This is a genomic window from Pseudomonas canadensis, from assembly GCF_030980095.1.
In the GTDB taxonomy this organism is placed as follows: Bacteria; Pseudomonadota; Gammaproteobacteria; order Pseudomonadales; family Pseudomonadaceae; genus Aquipseudomonas; species Aquipseudomonas canadensis.
In genome coordinates this window covers 418736-433806 of sequence record NZ_CP133298.1, presented here as the reverse complement: position 1 = coordinate 433806, position 15071 = coordinate 418736, and the positions used below count along the sequence as shown (strand labels likewise).

The following is a 15071-nucleotide window of genomic DNA, read 5'->3' as shown; positions in this document are numbered from 1 at the left end:
CGACACAGACGCTCACAAATTTAGCGACGAAATGTCGCAAATCTATGTCGCATTTATGAAAGGTTTAAAGCGATATGCTGTGCTAGTCAAAACTTTTTTAATTCTGACCGCTACGACTCAAAAGCTACCGTGACGCAGACACCACAAAGCGCGCGGCCTGTAAGGGCAGCACGCACTTGCGGATTTTTTTGAGGTGCCGGGAGGGCGGCCTGGGTAAGGCCGCCGAATCTTCAGCGAGTTGTTGCGAGTTCTTGTTGAACGCTGGCAACAGTGCGAGGCCAAGGTTTACCAGCCTGGACCTTCGCTGGCAAGGTTTTGATCGCAGAATCGGCGGCTGCACGGCTGGAGAAGTTGCCGTAGGTGATCACGTAGAGAGGCTTGCCGTTGAGCACTTTCTTGAAATAACGGTACTCGCCGCCCTGCTCTTTCACGAACGCCTGGGCGTTGGCTTCGGAGCTGGTGCCGAGAATCTGCACCACGAAGTTGCCGGTTGGCTGGCTGGCGTACCAGCTGCTGCCAGCGGCGCCGGCTTTGGCAACGGTGGCGGCCGGCTTTTCAGCAGGCTTGGCAGCCGGAGCCGGGGCTGGCTTGGCGACTGGCGCAGGCGCGACCGGCTTGGTCACAGGCGCAGGCGCAGGTTTGGCGGTGGCAACGGTCGGCGCCGGGGTCGGGGTCGGCTTGGCAACCGCAGCCGGCTGACCGGCTGGCACGCCCGCAGGCGGCGCAGTGGTGGTCACGGTTGGTGGAGTGGCGCTGGAGCCTTCCACCGGCACGCCGTCGTCGCCTTCGGAGATGCCACCGGCTTCTTCGGCAAGCGGACCACGCATCACCGGTTGGCCGACCATCGGCAGATTGGTCGGTTGGCCGGAGTTGGCGAATTCGACGTTTGGCGTGGGTTTGCCCAGTGGCAACTGCGCCTGTTCGGTTGGCGCGCCGGCAGTCGTCGGTGCCTTGCTGCGGCCTGGGATCAACCAGGCGGCGGCGACAGCGACCACGACAACGGCGGAAATAGCCAATACGTGTTTCTTAGGCATAGTGAACCCCATCTTTGGACGCTTGACCGCAGTGCGGCTGGCAATCATGGCTTCGATCATCGCATCGCGGGCAACCTGGTTGATGGTGCCAGGCCAGCCGTCGGAGCTTTCGTGAATATCAGAGATCTGCTGAGCGGAGAAAAGTTCGATACCGGCCCCTGCGCCCTCAAGGCGTTGAGCCAGGTATTCGCGGGTTTCTTCCTCTTCGTACGGCTGCAGCTCGATGACGTGGAACAGCTCCTGGTCACCGCTGATCTGCTCGAGCTCGGCGATCAGCGACGACTCACCAAACAGGAACACGTGCGGGCGACCTTCCGGCGTGCCGGCTGCCAGCGCCAGCAGCGCTTCCAGGGCGGATTCGTCGAGCTGCTCGGCGTCATCCACCAGCAGGTAGACTTCCTGGCCGGTCAGGCCCAGTTGCACCACTTGCTTGAGGATCGCATTCGGCTCGGCAGTGGCCACGTCCAGCGCCTGGGCGACCTGGCGCAGCACGCCTGCGGCATCACCGGCACCACGGGCCGATACCACTACACTCTGTACCGACTGTTTGTTGGTGCTGGCCACCAGGGCCTGGCGCAGCAAGGTCTTGCCGCTGCCCAGCGGGCCGGTCACGACCAGCAGCAGTTGGCTGTAGCGCGCGAGGTGGTGCAGTTGGCCAAGCACAGGCTTGCGCTGGGCCGGGAAAAATTTGAAGCCAGGCACCCGTGGAGCAAAAGGGTCGTGGCTTAACTGGTAATGGCCGAGGAACGCCTCGTCGGCATGCAAACTAGTCATCGGGATCTTATTAACCTTTAAGCTGGGCCAGGGCGCGGTAATCCGCTCCCAGCGTGGCCTGTAAAATCTCTTTCGGATAATCGTCGGTCACCACCGCTTCGCCCATATGACGCAGCAGCACCAGTCGCAGTCGACCGTCGATCACTTTCTTGTCTATTGCCATATGTTCGAGGAAATCCGCCTCAGTCATCTCCTCCGGCGGAATGACCGGCAAACCGGCGCGCTGGAACAAGCGGATGCCACGATCACGCTCCTGGGCGCTGATCCAGCCCAGGCGCTGCGACATCTCCAGCGCCATCACCGTGCCAGCAGCTACGGCCTCCCCATGCAACCACACACCATAGCCCATGTGAGTTTCGATCGCATGGCCGAAGGTGTGGCCCAGGTTCAGGGTAGCGCGTACACCAGACTCCCGTTCGTCGGCATTCACCACCAGCGCCTTGGCGGCGCAGGAGCGCGAAATCGCTTCGGTGAGTGCCGCCTGGTCGAGGTTGCGCAGGGCATCCACGTGTTCTTCCAACCAGGTCAGGAACGGCTCGTCGCAGATCAACCCGTACTTGATGACTTCCGCCAGGCCCGCCGACAGCTCGCGCGGCGGCAAGGTGTTGAGGGTCGCAGTGTCGATCAGCACGGCTTGAGGCTGGTAGAACGCGCCCACCATGTTCTTGCCCAGCGGGTGGTTGATGCCGGTCTTGCCGCCCACCGACGAATCGACCTGGGACAGCAAGGTGGTCGGCACTTGGATAAAGTCCACGCCACGCTGGTAGCAGGCCGCTGCAAAGCCGGCCATGTCGCCGATCACACCGCCGCCCAAGGCGATCACGGTGGTGCGGCGGTCATGACGTGCGGTCAGCAGGCCATCAAAGATCAGTTGCAGGGTTTCCCAGTTTTTGTGGGCTTCGCCGTCGGGCAGGATCACGGAGATCACCGAATAAGCCGACAGGCTGCGGCTCAGACGCTCAAGATACAGCGGCGCGACCGTTTCGTTGGAGATGATCGCCACTTGCCGCCCGGCAATATGCGGTGCGAGCAACTCGGGCTGGTCCAACAGACCTTCGCCAATATGGATCGGGTAGCTGCGCTCGCCTAGATCGACCTTAAGTGTCTGCATGTGTCCCCGCGTTAGAGATGGAGTGACGACCGATGACATCACGTTCTGACGTCACCTGATGGCTCTACGCCACACCCCACAGGGTGATAGCGCGCCGCCGAGAATAGCGCATTTCGAGCCTGGCTTTAACGGGGTGGCAGCCGATGCAGGCGCTCAAGAATGTCGAGAACCACCATCCGCGGTGGCCGCTCATCGGTTTCTACCACCAGATCGGCGATTTCCCGATACAGCGGATCGCGCAGCGTGAGCAGGTCCCGCAGGGTTTTCTCCGGGTTGGCTGTGCGTAACAACGGGCGATTGCGATCGCGGGCGGTGCGGCCCACCTGCTGCTCGACCGAGGCATGCAGATAGACCACCCGACCACCGGCATGCAACGCGCGGCGGTTTTCATCACGCATCACTGCGCCGCCGCCGGTCGCCAATACCACGCCATCGCAGCCGCACAGCTCGGCGATCATCGCCTGCTCGCGGTCACGAAAGCCCAGTTCGCCTTCCTTATCGAAGATCCATGGGATATTGGCACCCGTGCGCAATTCAATTTCCTTGTCGGAATCTTTGAACGGCAGGCGCAGCTCTTTGGCCAGCAAACGGCCGATGGTGCTTTTTCCAGCCCCCATCGGTCCTACAAGAATCAAATTTCGCACAGAATCAACGACTCACAGCAATCGCCTGGTTATTCATAATACGCGGAGTCAGGAATACCAGCAGCTCGGATTTTTTCTCCGCCAGCACATCGCGCCGGAAAAGGCGGCCAAGATACGGCACATCGCCTAAAAATGGCACTTTATCTACCACTTTGCTTTGGGTATTGGAGAAAACCCCGCCGATGACGATGGTCTCACCATCCTTGACCAACACCTTGGCGTTGACCTCGTTCTTCTTGATCGGCGGCACGTCGTTGAGTTTGTTCAGGTAGTCGGGCTCATCCTTGGTGACCTTGACCTCCATGATCACGCGGTCATCCGGGGTGATTTGCGGGGTGACTTCCAGCGACAGCGAGGCCTCCTTGAATGAAACCGACGTGGCGCCACTGGAGCTGGATTCCTGATAGGGAATCTCGGTGCCCTTGAGGATACGCGCGGTTTCCTTGTCGGACGTGACCACCTTGGGTTGCGAGACGATTTCGCCGTTGCCGGTTTTCTCCATGGCAGTGAGCTCCAGGTCCAGCAGCAGGTTGTCGGTGATAAAGGCGATGCCCAGGCCCGAGGTGCCGGTGAGTGATCCCAGGTCCACAAAGGGTGAACTGGGTGGGTTTTCCTGCGGTTCCGCGCCTTCAGGCTGAGGTTTCGGAATGCCCCCCGCGCCCCAGTTGCCCCGATTGAGCCGCCCACCCCAACGCGCGCCCAGGCTTTTGTCGTAATCGACATTGGCCTCGACAATTCGCGCCTCGATCATCACCTGGCGTACCGGAATATCCAGCTGCGCCACGATCCGGCGCAGCTCCTCCAGCCGCTCAACGGTCTGGTAGGCAATAATGTTGTTGGTGCGATCATCCACCGCCACCGAACCCCGCTCTTCGGTCACACCCTCAAGGCCGGTGACCGACTGGAACAACTTGGCCAGGTCCGCCGCCTTGGCGTAATTGACTTGCAGCAGTTCCCGGCGCAACGGTGCCAATTCGGCCATCTGCTTGCGCGATTCCAGCGTGAGCAGTTCACGCGCAGCCAGCTCCTCAGCCGGCGCCACCAGCAACACACCGGCCTTCACCCGCTTGTCCAGGCCCTTGGCTTGCAGCACCAGGTCCAGCGCCTGGTCCCAGGGCACCTCTTTGAGGCGCAGGGTGATCGAGCCTTGCACATCGTCACTGGCAACCAGATTGAGGCCCGCCACATCAGCAATTTGTTGCAACGCCGTGCGCAACTCGATGCTCTGGAAGTTGAGGGTCAGCTTGTCGCCTGTGTAGGCGCTCAGTGTGGCGACGCCGGGAGGCGGCAAGTGGATCAGATCCACACGATTGGGCACAGCAGCAGCCATCGGTGCCGTGAACGCTATCCATAGCGCCACACCGAAGGACGAGAAAGTCCTTTTCATTGTTTGATTCCGTTATGAGTTGATGTTTAACAACAGGGTTCGCGGGCGCTCCAGCCATGCCCCCTGACCATCGGGGAACAGTTCGACCAGTTCTATAGCGCGCTCATGAATGGCCGTGACCCGCCCATGGTTCGGCCCCAGGTAGTCCCCGACCGCCAGGCGGTGCACCTTGGAGGCCGCACGTAGCAAGGCAAAAACCTGCACCCCACGGGACAGCGTGCCGACCATTTCAAACTGGTCCACCGCAAGGCTTTCCAGCACGCCACGTGGCCGGGCAAGGTCCGGCGTCCGGACCGGTCGCCCTTTCAGAGGGTCGACCTGCACCGCGAGCCGTTGAAATGGATCACGCAACCCGGACGAGTCATAGACAAAGAGCTGTCGCCGTACAAGCGCCCCACTACCCTGCGCATGCCAGTAAGTCTTGGCCAGCAGGTCAAGGCGCAACAGCCTGCCATCACGTCGCAGGGCCACATCGTGCACCGTAGCGATTCGCGACAAGCCACCCAAGCCCGTCAGGAACATTGCCAGGTCGTGATAAGCCCCCGCGACGCCGATTTGCACAGGCTGTTCGTGAAAGAACGGCTGAGACTGCTCATCCAACGGCGTGACGCTCTCGACCAGCAACCCGTTGGCCAGTGCCAGACGCGCGATATCTTCCAATAAACCAGGCATTTCGGACTCGCCAGGCAACGCCTGCAAAAGCTCATCGACCTTCGCTTGCATCCGTTGGAGCTGCTGTGTACGCGCTTCAAGGCTGGCGGCCAGGCCAGTCTTTTGTGCGATTTGCTGTTTCAGGGCCACTTCCCGCGCCTCGACCTGGAGCAACCGTTCCCGCGAGGGGCTCAGGTACACAAGGTCGCCCACCACAAACACCACGCCCGCCAGCGCACAGCCCAACAGGGCCTTGCCAGGTAGGGGCCATTTTGCGGTGTTGTGAGTGAGTGCGGAAAGATTGAGCCTTGGCAGGCTCAAGGTTGAGCCTCGGAGGACTCTCCCTGACGCACCATCAGTTGGAATTCATTGTTGCCGCGCGCGCCATCCGTTCGCACATGTTGCAACTGCGTGGAATGGGCACCTTCCGCCGCTTCCAGGCGGCGCATCAATTGGGCGATGTCCTGGCTGGACTCAGCGCTGCCGCTGATACTCACCGTATCGCCCTTGGCCACCACTTCATGCAGGTGCACGCCGTCGGGGACCGCGCGCGCCAGTTGGTCCAATAGCTGCGCACCTGGCGAGCGGGCATCATGCAGGTCCTGCACGACCTTCATGCGTTGCGCCAATTGCTGGCTTTGCTCCTGCAGGTCATCAATGGTCTTGATACGTGAATCCAGGCCGACGACCTCCTTGCCCAGATGGTCATTGCGGGTTACTTGGCGATCGATGGCCTGGTCGATCACCTGGTCCGCCAGCCACACGGCCGCGAGCGCGGCACAGGCGAACACCAGCAAGCCCGCCAGTAGATACTTGCGTCGCCGCTCTGCCAGCGCCTGACGCCAAGGCAGTAGGTTAATTCGTGTCTTCAAGCGAAACTCCTCAGGGCCAACCCGCAAGCAATTCCCATCCCCTGGGCATCCACGGCCCATTGTGCACCATCGACGCGATGGCTCGGCGTGAAGCTGGCGAAATCCTGACGGCAAGCGCGCGCCAATGCAAACGCTTCGATATCGATCACCTTCGGCACCAGCCCCGCCAGGGCCAAAACTGCCTCGCGGGCTTCTACGTGCTCCTTCAAGCATGCGGCCAGCAATACCTCGACCCGATTCGGATCCAGGGCCGTTGTCCCGCGCACTTGAAAGTCGATAGCGACGTCATCCAGCGGATAAGGAATGTACTGGTCTGCCTCCATCTGGATCATCCAGGTCATCTCATCATCTGAGAGCCCAGCGTCCATCTCGATCATCCGCGTGATCACCGAGGGCCCGGACACAGCGGCGACAGCACCACGAACCGATGTCGACAACCGCGACCACGCGCTGCGCAGGGCGCGCCCTACGCCATCGAGATCAAAAAGTGTGCCGTCGACTACCGCCTGCGCCGGCAGTGCCTGCGTGACGTAGCCTTGAACGTTGTAGCCTGAAGGTGAACGGCCCAGCTCGATCAAGCGGATGGCCGTGTCATTGATGTCGACACCCAGCAAGGTGCCGGCTTTTCCCGTGAAAAATCCCTTTCCCATAAAACTCCCTAAAGCTTTGCCTGTCATACCGCCTGATTGCCGCTGGGCGCCATGCATTCGGTCGACTGTCGAACAGGTGCGAATGACGTCCCAAGTCGAAAAATGCTTTAATGCCCAGCGTTTTTTTCCGCTTTTTATCTGCCGCTCGGGTCGATCCATCGTTTGCCATGCATGCCCCGACGCCTAACTCATTCTTTTCTCTGGAAATCCAAAAGCCTTGATTCGTCTGCTGAAGTTTTTCGGGTACTCCATTGTCGCCATCGTTTGCGGGCTGCTGCTCGTGCTCAGCGGGGCCTACCTCTACCTTAGTCCGGGTTTGCCCTCCGTAGAGGCCCTCAGAAGTATCCAGTTGCAGATTCCTTTGCGGGTCTACAGCAGCGATGAAAAACTGATCGCGGAGTTCGGCGAAATGCGCCGCACACCGATCCGTTTTGCCGATATTCCGCCCAATTTCATCAGCGCCCTGCTGTCGGCCGAAGACGATAATTTTGCCAACCACTATGGCGTCGACCCCAGCAGCCTGGTGCGTGCGGCGACACAACTGGTAAAAAGCGGACACATTCAGTCCGGCGGCAGCACCATCACCATGCAGGTGGCGAAGAACTTCTTCCTCACCAGCGAGCGCAGCTTCTCGCGTAAAGCCACCGAGATCCTCCTGGCGCTGCAGATCGAACGCCAGCTGACCAAGGACGAGATCCTTGAGCTGTACGTCAACAAGATCTACCTGGGCAACCGTGCCTACGGGATCGAGGCGGCGTCCCAGGTCTACTACGGCAAGTCCATCCGTGACGCCAGCCTGGCGCAGATGGCCATGATTGCCGGCCTGCCCAAAGCCCCTTCACGCTTCAACCCACTGGCCAACCCGGCGCGCAGCAAAGAACGTCGCGACTGGATCCTGGGTCGCATGTACAAGCTGGGCAAGATCGACCAGGCCGCTTACGAAAGCGCCATCGCCGAACCGCTGAACGCCAGCTACCACGTGCCGACGCCGGAGGTGAACGCGCCTTATATCGCCGAAATGGCGCGCGCCGAGATGGTCGGCCGCTATGGCAGCGAGGCCTATACCGAAGGTTTCCGGGTGACCACCACGGTGCCGAGCAACCTGCAGGAAATCGCCAATGACTCGGTGCACTCCGGCCTGATCACCTACGACCAGCGCCACGGCTACCGCGGCCCTGAGTCGCGCCTGCCGGGCAAGACGCTGAGCGCGTGGACCACCGAGCTGGGCAAGCAACGCGCAATCAGTGGCCTTGAGCCGGCCATCGTCACCCAGGTGAAGAAAGATGGCGTGCAGGTGCTGACCCGCACCGGCGAAGCCCATGTGGCATGGGACAGCATGAAATGGGCACGTCCGTTCCTGAACACCAACAGTATGGGTGCGCTGCCCAAGCAGCCGTCTGACGTGGCCCAGGTGGGTGATTTGATCCGCGTGCAACGCCAGAAGGACGACAGCCTCAAGTTCAGCCAAGTGCCGCTGGCCCAAGGCGCCCTGGTGTCCCTGGACCCGCAGAACGGTGCGATCCGCGCGCTGGTCGGCGGCTTCGCCTTTGAGCAGAGCAATTACAACCGCGCCACCCAGGCCAAGCGCCAGCCGGGTTCGAGCTTCAAGCCGTTCATCTACAGCGCTGCCTTGGATAACGGCTACACCGCCGCCAGCCTGGTCAACGATGCGCCGATCGTGTTTGTCGATGAGTACCTGGACAAGGTGTGGCGCCCGAAGAACGACACCAACACCTTCCTCGGCCCGATCCGTATCCGCGAGGCGCTGTACAAGTCGCGTAACCTGGTATCGATCCGCTTGCTGCAGGCCATGGGCGTCGGCAAGACCATCGACTACATGACGCGCTTTGGCTTCAACAAGTCGGACCTGCCGCCAAACCTGTCCCTGGCCCTGGGCACCGCGACCCTCACGCCGATGGAAATCGCCACCGGCTGGAGCACCTTTGCCAACGGCGGCTACAAGATCGCGCCGTACCTGATCGACAAGATTGAAAGCCGTAACGGCGACACCCTGTTCACCGCCAACCCGCCGCGAGTGCCGGGTGATGTGGTCAACGGCGTGGCGGCGACGGATGGACTGGCGGCTCCGAGCAATGGCGGCATCACCATTGAGCCGACTCCAGGCACCGCACCTGCCGGCAACGCTGCCGCAACCGAACCGCAGGCGCCCGCCGTGGCCGAGCGCATCGTGGATGGCCGTACCACCTACATCCTCAACAGCATCCTGGAAGACGTGATCAAGAAGGGTACCGGCCGCCGCGCACTGGCCCTGGGCCGTCCGGATATTGCGGGCAAGACCGGTACCACCAACGAATCCAAGGATGCCTGGTTCTCCGGCTACAACGCCGATTACGTGACCACCGTGTGGACCGGCTATGACCAGCCGGAAAGCCTGGGTCGCCGCGAGTTTGGTGGCACTGTCGCGCTGCCGATCTGGATGAGCTACATGGGCGCGGCACTGAAGGACAAGCCGCCGCACACCCAGCCGGAGCCTGAAGGCATCCTTAGCTTGCGTATCGACCCGGTGAGTGGCCGCGCGGCCTCGCCAAGCACGCCGAATGCGTACTTCGAACTGTTCAAGAGCGAAGACACGCCGCCTTCGGTCAACGAGCTGGGCAATGGTGTTGCGCCGGGCAGCCCGCTGCCAGCGGATGAGGCGGCGCCGATCGACCTGTTCTGAGGTTGGAACCAGGGCTTATCGTGGTGAACGGGCTTTTGTGGTGAGCGGGCTTGCCCCGCGCTGGGGCGCGAAGCGGCCCTAATGCAAGTATCGCATTCATCCAGTTAAAACGCGTTGGCAGGTTTTAGGGCTGCTTCGCAGCCCAGCGCGGGGCAAGTCCGCTCACCACAACAAGCCCACTCACCACAAAGGCCTGCTCACCACAGCAAGCCTGAACAGCACAGCAAGCCTGCCCTGCACAAAGAGATCCGCCACAAAAAAGCCCCGACTCGCGAGAGCCGGGGCTTTTTTGTGGGTGCGCTACAACGGCTTAGCCGTTGAACACATCATCCACGCTTTGCAGCGGGTAGTGCTTCGGATACGGCAGGGTAGCAACGCCGGTCTCGATAGCGGCTTTAGCCACGGCATCGGAGATTAGGGTGATCAGGCGCTTGTCCATTGGTTTCGGAATGATGTACTCACGACCGAATTCCAGCTTGATACCGCCGTAGGCGTCGCACACTTCCTGAGGGACCGGCAGCTTGGCCAGTTCACGCAGGGCGTTGGCGGCAGCCACTTTCATCTCTTCGTTGATGCGCTTGGCGCGAACGTCCAGGGCACCACGGAAGATGAACGGGAAACCCAGTACGTTGTTGACCTGGTTCGGGTAGTCCGAACGGCCGGTCGCCATAATCACGTCGCTACGGGTGGCGTGAGCCAGTTCCGGAGAGATTTCTGGATCAGGGTTGGAGCAGGCGAACACGATCGGGTTGGCCGCCATGGATTTGAGGCCTTCAGCGCTCAGCAGGTTCGGGCCGGACAGGCCGACGAACACGTCTGCACCGTCGAGGGCGTCAGCCAGGGTGCGCTTGTCGGTCGCGTGGGCAAACATCGCCTTGTACTGGTTCAGGTCGGTACGCTCGGACTGGACCACGCCCTTGCTGTCGACCATGAAGATGTTTTCCAGCTTGGCGCCCATGCTCACCAGCAACTTCATGCAGGAGATGGCCGCAGCGCCGGCGCCCAGGCAGACGATCTGTGCGTCGGCCAGAGTTTTGCCAGCGATTTCCAGAGCGTTGATCATGCCGGCCGCAGTAACGATCGCGGTGCCGTGCTGGTCATCGTGGAATACCGGAATGTCGCACTGTTCGATCAGGGCCTTTTCGATCTCGAAGCACTCAGGCGCCTTGATGTCTTCCAGGTTGATGCCACCGAAGGTGATGGAAATGCGCTTGACCGTGTCGATGAAAGCCTGCGGGCTTTCGGAATCGACTTCGATGTCGAAAACGTCGATGCCGGCAAAGCGCTTGAACAGAACGCCTTTACCTTCCATGACTGGCTTGGAAGCCAATGGGCCGAGGTTGCCCAGGCCCAGAATCGCGGTGCCATCGGAAATCACTGCAACCAGGTTGCCTTTGCCGGTGTACTTGTACGCCAGTTCAGGGTCGCGGGCGATTTCACGTACGGGCTCGGCAACACCAGGGCTGTAGGCCAGCGACAGGTCGCGAGCGGTGGCAGTGGCTTTGGTGAGCTCTACACTCAGCTTTCCTGGACGAGGATGGGCATGATATTCGAGAGCGGCAGTTTTCAAATCAGACATATCGGCATTCCGCTTTTACTGTTGGTCGACGGACCGCCGAGGATACGCGTGTCGCAAAGTCCCTACAAGACTGGGCAGTCACAGGTGTCAAGGGCCCTGCGCTACGACTTTCGGCCAAGAGCCACGGGATACAAGGGCTCAACTGTTCACAATCGACTAAAAAAATGTCTACAATTTTTTCCTAATCCGTCGATTTGAGCATGCCGGGGTCGGTCACTGGCAGCATCCAGCGTGCCTGCCCGTTTTTCAGGCCGCCGCGGTTGGCGCGATCCTGCACCCAGCCACGGGCTTCGATTGTCTTGCCTTGCAGACCACTGAGCACTGCGGTGTCGAATTTTTTGGCGAGGTCGGGCGCAATGCGTAATACCACTGCCCCCTGAACTTCGATCCAGATTCCGCCGCGATTGCGTTCGATCTTGCTCACCTGGCCACTGACCAAAGCAAAGCCAGACTGCTTGAGCTGCGCCACGTTTTGTACCGGCGATTGCCGCCAAAGGCCCAACCGCGCATCTCGTGCGCTGTTTTCAGCGGCCTGCTGACAGGCGACAAGATCGGTATTGGGCGCAACTCCAACCTGAAATCCCAGGCCTTCAGCCAGCAATTGCGCCTCAAGGTTCTCGCCGTCCGCGCCGTAGAGGTGGGCCAACGTGCGGCCGTAGCGGTCCTTGCTCTCGCGCCCAGGCACCAAGCCGACTCGGCCGTCGCTCGCGTCGACCAATGCCTGTAAACGCTGGCGGGCCGCAACCGCGTAAGGCTCGTCGGGACGGCCCTTCTTGCCGGTTTCGGGGGCATTGAGGCCGATCATCCGCACACTGCGGCCGTCCTTGAGGCGCACCGTGTCGCCATCCACCACGCGCTGCACCTCCACGCGGGCCAACGTGGTCGGCGCAGGGCAGCCCCCCTGAGCCTGGGCAACCGAGAGCCAAATTCCAGGCACAAAAAAGGCGCCCACAAGGGACGCCTTTTTCATCAGCATGGAAAAACCGTAACGGCCTCCCAAGTTGATCGGCCTTAGGCCTTTTTGGCACCGAAAGCACCAAAGCGATCTGCGAAGCGCTGTACACGGCCGCCGGTGTCCAGAGTTTTCTGCTTACCGGTGTAGAACGGGTGGCACTCGTTGCATACGTCAGTACCCAGTGGCTTGCACAGGTTCGAACGGGTTTCGAACTTGTTGCCGCAGCTGCAGGTGACTTCGATGGTTTCGTACGCTGGATGGATATCGGCTTTCATGGCACTTCCTCGGGCTAGCGTGCCGCCACTCGACACTATTGTCGAATACCGCACGTAATTAGGCCGCGGATTCTACCAGACCTTTTTAATCGCGCAAGCCGCGTATCCGGCTGAAAACCGCCTTTCATCAGAAAACCGTGGCATACCCAAGCCCTCCCCTGTCTGCTAGGCTCCCGCCCCTGCGCCACCGCCTGCCTTTATATGAGACCCCCCGCGTGCCCGACGCCATTTTGCGCCTAGCCCTGCCCTCGCCCCTGCGCCGCCTGTTCGATTACCGGGCCCCGGCCGGTGTGCTGCGGGCACAGTTGCAGCCGGGTATGCGCGTGCGCGTGCCGTTTGGTCGGCGGGAAATGATCGGCATATTGGTAGAGGTCGCGGATCACAGCGAAGTCCCTGCGGAAAAACTCAAGCCCGCGCTGGCCATGCTCGACGCCACCCCGCCACTGCCGCCGGCGTTGTTCAAACTGTGCCTGTGGACCGCCCAGTACTACCAGCACAGCCTTGGCGATACGTTGAGCTGGGCGCTGCCGGTGCTGTTGCGCCAGGGCGAACTGGCCGAAGCGCGTCAGGAACGTTTCTGGTCGATGACACCCGGCGCGCGTCTCGACGACCCGCGTATCGCCCGCGCCCCGCGCCAGCGTGAAGCCCTGGCGACACTGGCCCAGCATCCCCATGGCGTGGCGCATCAGCTATTAAGCAAGCTGATGCTGAGCAAAGACAGCCTCGACCTGTTGCTCGCCAAGGGCCTGGTGCAGGTGGAAATCCGCAAGCACGCTCCCGATGCCCGCCACGAACACTGGCTGGCCCAACCGGAATTGCCGCTGAACCCCGAGCAACGCGCTGCCTATGAAGCCATTCGCGCAGGTTTCGACAGTTTTCATGCCTTCCTCCTGGCCGGCGTCACCGGCAGCGGCAAGACCGAAGTCTACCTGCAGTTGATCCGCGAGACTCTGCAGGCCGGCAAACAGGCGCTGGTACTGATCCCCGAGATCAACCTGGGCCCGCAGACCCTGGCGCGCTTCGAACAGCGCTTCAATGCGCGCATCGCCCTGGTGCACTCCGCCGTCAACGACCGTGAGCGCCTGGAATCCTGGCTGGCCGCACGGGATGGCGAGGCCGACATTATTATCGGCACCCGCTCGGCGCTGTTCACCCCGATGAAGAATCCCGGGCTGATCATCATCGACGAGGAGCACGACGGCTCCTATAAACAGCAGGAAGGCTTGCGTTACCACGCCCGCGACCTGGCACTGGTGCGTGCGCACCAGGAAGACATCCCGATTGTGCTGGGCTCGGCCACACCATCACTCGAGAGCTTGCACAATGCCTACACGGGGCGTTACGGCCTCCTACGCCTCAATGAGCGTGCAGGCGGCGCCAAGCAGCCAAAATTCCTGCGCCTGGACGTCAAAAGCCGTCCACTGGACAGCGGTATTTCCGGGCCGATGCAACAAGCCATCGGCCAGACCCTCGCCGCCGGCCAACAGGTCTTGGTGTTTCTCAACCGCCGCGGCTTTGCACCGACACTGCTGTGCCATGACTGCGGCTGGATGTCCGAGTGCGAGCGCTGCGATGCGCGCATGACCGTGCACCAGCGCTACGGCGAGCTGCGCTGCCATCACTGTGGCCATGTAGAACGTGTACCGCGCCACTGCCCGCAGTGCGGCAAAGTCGACCTGCGACCGGTGGGCGCCGGCACCGAACGGGCCGAAGAGCGCTTGGGCATTCTGTTCCCGGATTACCCGGTGCTGCGGGTCGACCGCGACAGCACCTCGCGCAAAGACGCGATGAACCAGCTGTTCGCCACCATCCAGAAAGGCCACCCGTGCATCCTGATCGGCACGCAGATGCTTGCCAAAGGGCACCATTTCCCACGGGTGACCCTGGTGTCGATCCTGGATGCCGACGGCGGGCTGTTTTCCGGGGACTTTCGCGCCAGCGAGCGCATGGCGCAGTTGATCGTGCAGGTCGCCGGCCGTGCGGGTCGCGCCGAAGAGCCGGGCCGGGTGATCATCCAGACCCACTTGGCCGACCATCCGCTGCTGATCCAGCTGACCGAACAAGGCTACTTCGCCTTCGCCGAGCAGGCGCTGAGCGAACGTCGCGCCGCGGGCCTGCCGCCTTTTTCCCATTTGGCCCTGTTGCGCGCCGAAGCCCATAAACCGGGGCAGGCCGAAGGTTTCCTGGATGAGGCATGCAGCGCCGCCGAACGTTTACTCGGCGAACTGGGTCTGAGCGGCATCGAATTGCTCGGCCCGGTGCCCGCCCCCATGGAGCGCCGCGCCGGGCGTTATCGTGCTCAGCTACTCTTGCAGGCAACCTCGCGCGCACCGCTGCATCGGCTATTAAGTAGCTGGTTGCTTGCCCTGGAGCAAATGCCCAGCGGTCGCCAAGTGCGATGGTCGCTGGATGTAGACCCGGTAGATTTGTATTAAGCCTGGCCATAGGTCCCGCGAAGG

The 15071-nt window shown here is 61.5% G+C and carries 11 protein-coding genes and 1 pseudogene; 2 read left to right on the top strand and 10 right to left on the bottom strand.

Features of this window, described 5'->3' with window-relative positions:
* Positions 1-230: 230 nt before the first annotated feature.
* The 7 genes and pseudogenes from RB216_RS01960 to pilM form a co-directional block, all read right to left on the bottom strand.
* Positions 231-1808 carry an SPOR domain-containing protein gene (locus tag RB216_RS01960; protein WP_028615424.1) on the bottom strand — a complete coding sequence of 526 codons (1578 nt, stop codon included), beginning with the start codon at positions 1806-1808 and terminating at the stop codon, positions 231-233.
* A 10-nt stretch (positions 1809-1818) separates the two neighbouring features.
* Positions 1819-2919, bottom strand: coding sequence for a 3-dehydroquinate synthase (aroB, locus tag RB216_RS01955; protein ID WP_028615423.1), 1101 nt, complete (start codon positions 2917-2919; stop codon positions 1819-1821).
* 125 nt (positions 2920-3044) lie between these two features.
* Positions 3045-3563: a shikimate kinase AroK gene (gene aroK, locus RB216_RS01950; protein ID WP_028615422.1), complete on the bottom strand. Its 519-nt coding sequence runs from the start codon at positions 3561-3563 to the stop codon at positions 3045-3047.
* A 4-nt stretch (positions 3564-3567) separates the two neighbouring features.
* Positions 3568-4824: pseudogene (locus RB216_RS01945) on the bottom strand (type IV pilus secretin PilQ); the annotation flags it as partial.
* 138 nt (positions 4825-4962) lie between these two features.
* Entirely contained in the window at positions 4963-5922 is a 960-nt protein-coding gene (locus RB216_RS01940; RefSeq protein ID WP_028615420.1) for a pilus assembly protein PilP, read from the bottom strand.
* Positions 5919-6473, bottom strand: a complete 555-nt coding sequence (locus RB216_RS01935; protein WP_308908253.1) for a PilN domain-containing protein — start codon at positions 6471-6473, stop codon at positions 5919-5921. Before RB216_RS01935 ends, RB216_RS01940 begins: the two co-directional genes overlap by 4 nt.
* On the bottom strand, positions 6470-7123 hold the full coding sequence (pilM, locus tag RB216_RS01930; protein WP_308908866.1) for a type IV pilus biogenesis protein PilM: 654 nt from the start codon (positions 7121-7123) through the stop codon (positions 6470-6472). The genes RB216_RS01935 and pilM overlap by 4 nt, the downstream gene beginning before the upstream one ends.
* Positions 7124-7343: 220 nt before the next feature.
* Between pilM and RB216_RS01925 the strand changes: the two genes are divergently transcribed.
* Positions 7344-9803 carry a penicillin-binding protein 1A gene (locus tag RB216_RS01925; protein WP_372514792.1) on the top strand — a complete coding sequence of 820 codons (2460 nt, stop codon included), beginning with the start codon at positions 7344-7346 and terminating at the stop codon, positions 9801-9803.
* A 310-nt stretch (positions 9804-10113) separates the two neighbouring features.
* On the opposite strand, the gene RB216_RS01920 is transcribed toward RB216_RS01925, so the two are convergent.
* The 3 genes from RB216_RS01920 to rpmE all read right to left on the bottom strand — a co-directional run bounded on the left by RB216_RS01920 (position 10114) and on the right by rpmE (position 12612).
* On the bottom strand, positions 10114-11382 hold the full coding sequence (locus tag RB216_RS01920) for a malic enzyme-like NAD(P)-binding protein (protein WP_016979185.1): 1269 nt from the start codon (positions 11380-11382) through the stop codon (positions 10114-10116).
* 181 nt (positions 11383-11563) lie between these two features.
* Positions 11564-12358 carry a thermonuclease family protein gene (locus RB216_RS01915; protein WP_028615416.1) on the bottom strand — a complete coding sequence of 265 codons (795 nt, stop codon included), beginning with the start codon at positions 12356-12358 and terminating at the stop codon, positions 11564-11566.
* 35 nt (positions 12359-12393) lie between these two features.
* Entirely contained in the window at positions 12394-12612 is a 219-nt protein-coding gene (gene rpmE, locus RB216_RS01910; RefSeq protein ID WP_010213765.1) for a 50S ribosomal protein L31, read from the bottom strand.
* A gap of 215 nt (positions 12613-12827) precedes the next feature.
* Between rpmE and RB216_RS01905 the strand changes: the two genes are divergently transcribed.
* On the top strand, positions 12828-15047 hold the full coding sequence (locus RB216_RS01905; RefSeq protein ID WP_308908252.1) for a primosomal protein N': 2220 nt from the start codon (positions 12828-12830) through the stop codon (positions 15045-15047).
* The last annotated feature ends 24 nt before the right edge of the window (positions 15048-15071 follow it).

Coding starts and splice junctions, on each gene's coding strand:
- RB216_RS01960 (WP_028615424.1), bottom strand. CDS start 1,808: ATGACTAGTTTGCATGCCGACGAGGCGTTCCTCGGCCATTACCAGTTA.
- aroB (WP_028615423.1), bottom strand. CDS start 2,919: ATGCAGACACTTAAGGTCGATCTAGGCGAGCGCAGCTACCCGATCCAT.
- pilM (WP_308908866.1), bottom strand. CDS start 7,123: ATGGGAAAGGGATTTTTCACGGGAAAAGCCGGCACCTTGCTGGGTGTC.
- RB216_RS01920 (WP_016979185.1), bottom strand. CDS start 11,382: ATGTCTGATTTGAAAACTGCCGCTCTCGAATATCATGCCCATCCTCGT.
- RB216_RS01915 (WP_028615416.1), bottom strand. CDS start 12,358: ATGCTGATGAAAAAGGCGTCCCTTGTGGGCGCCTTTTTTGTGCCTGGA.
- rpmE (WP_010213765.1), bottom strand. CDS start 12,612: ATGAAAGCCGATATCCATCCAGCGTACGAAACCATCGAAGTCACCTGC.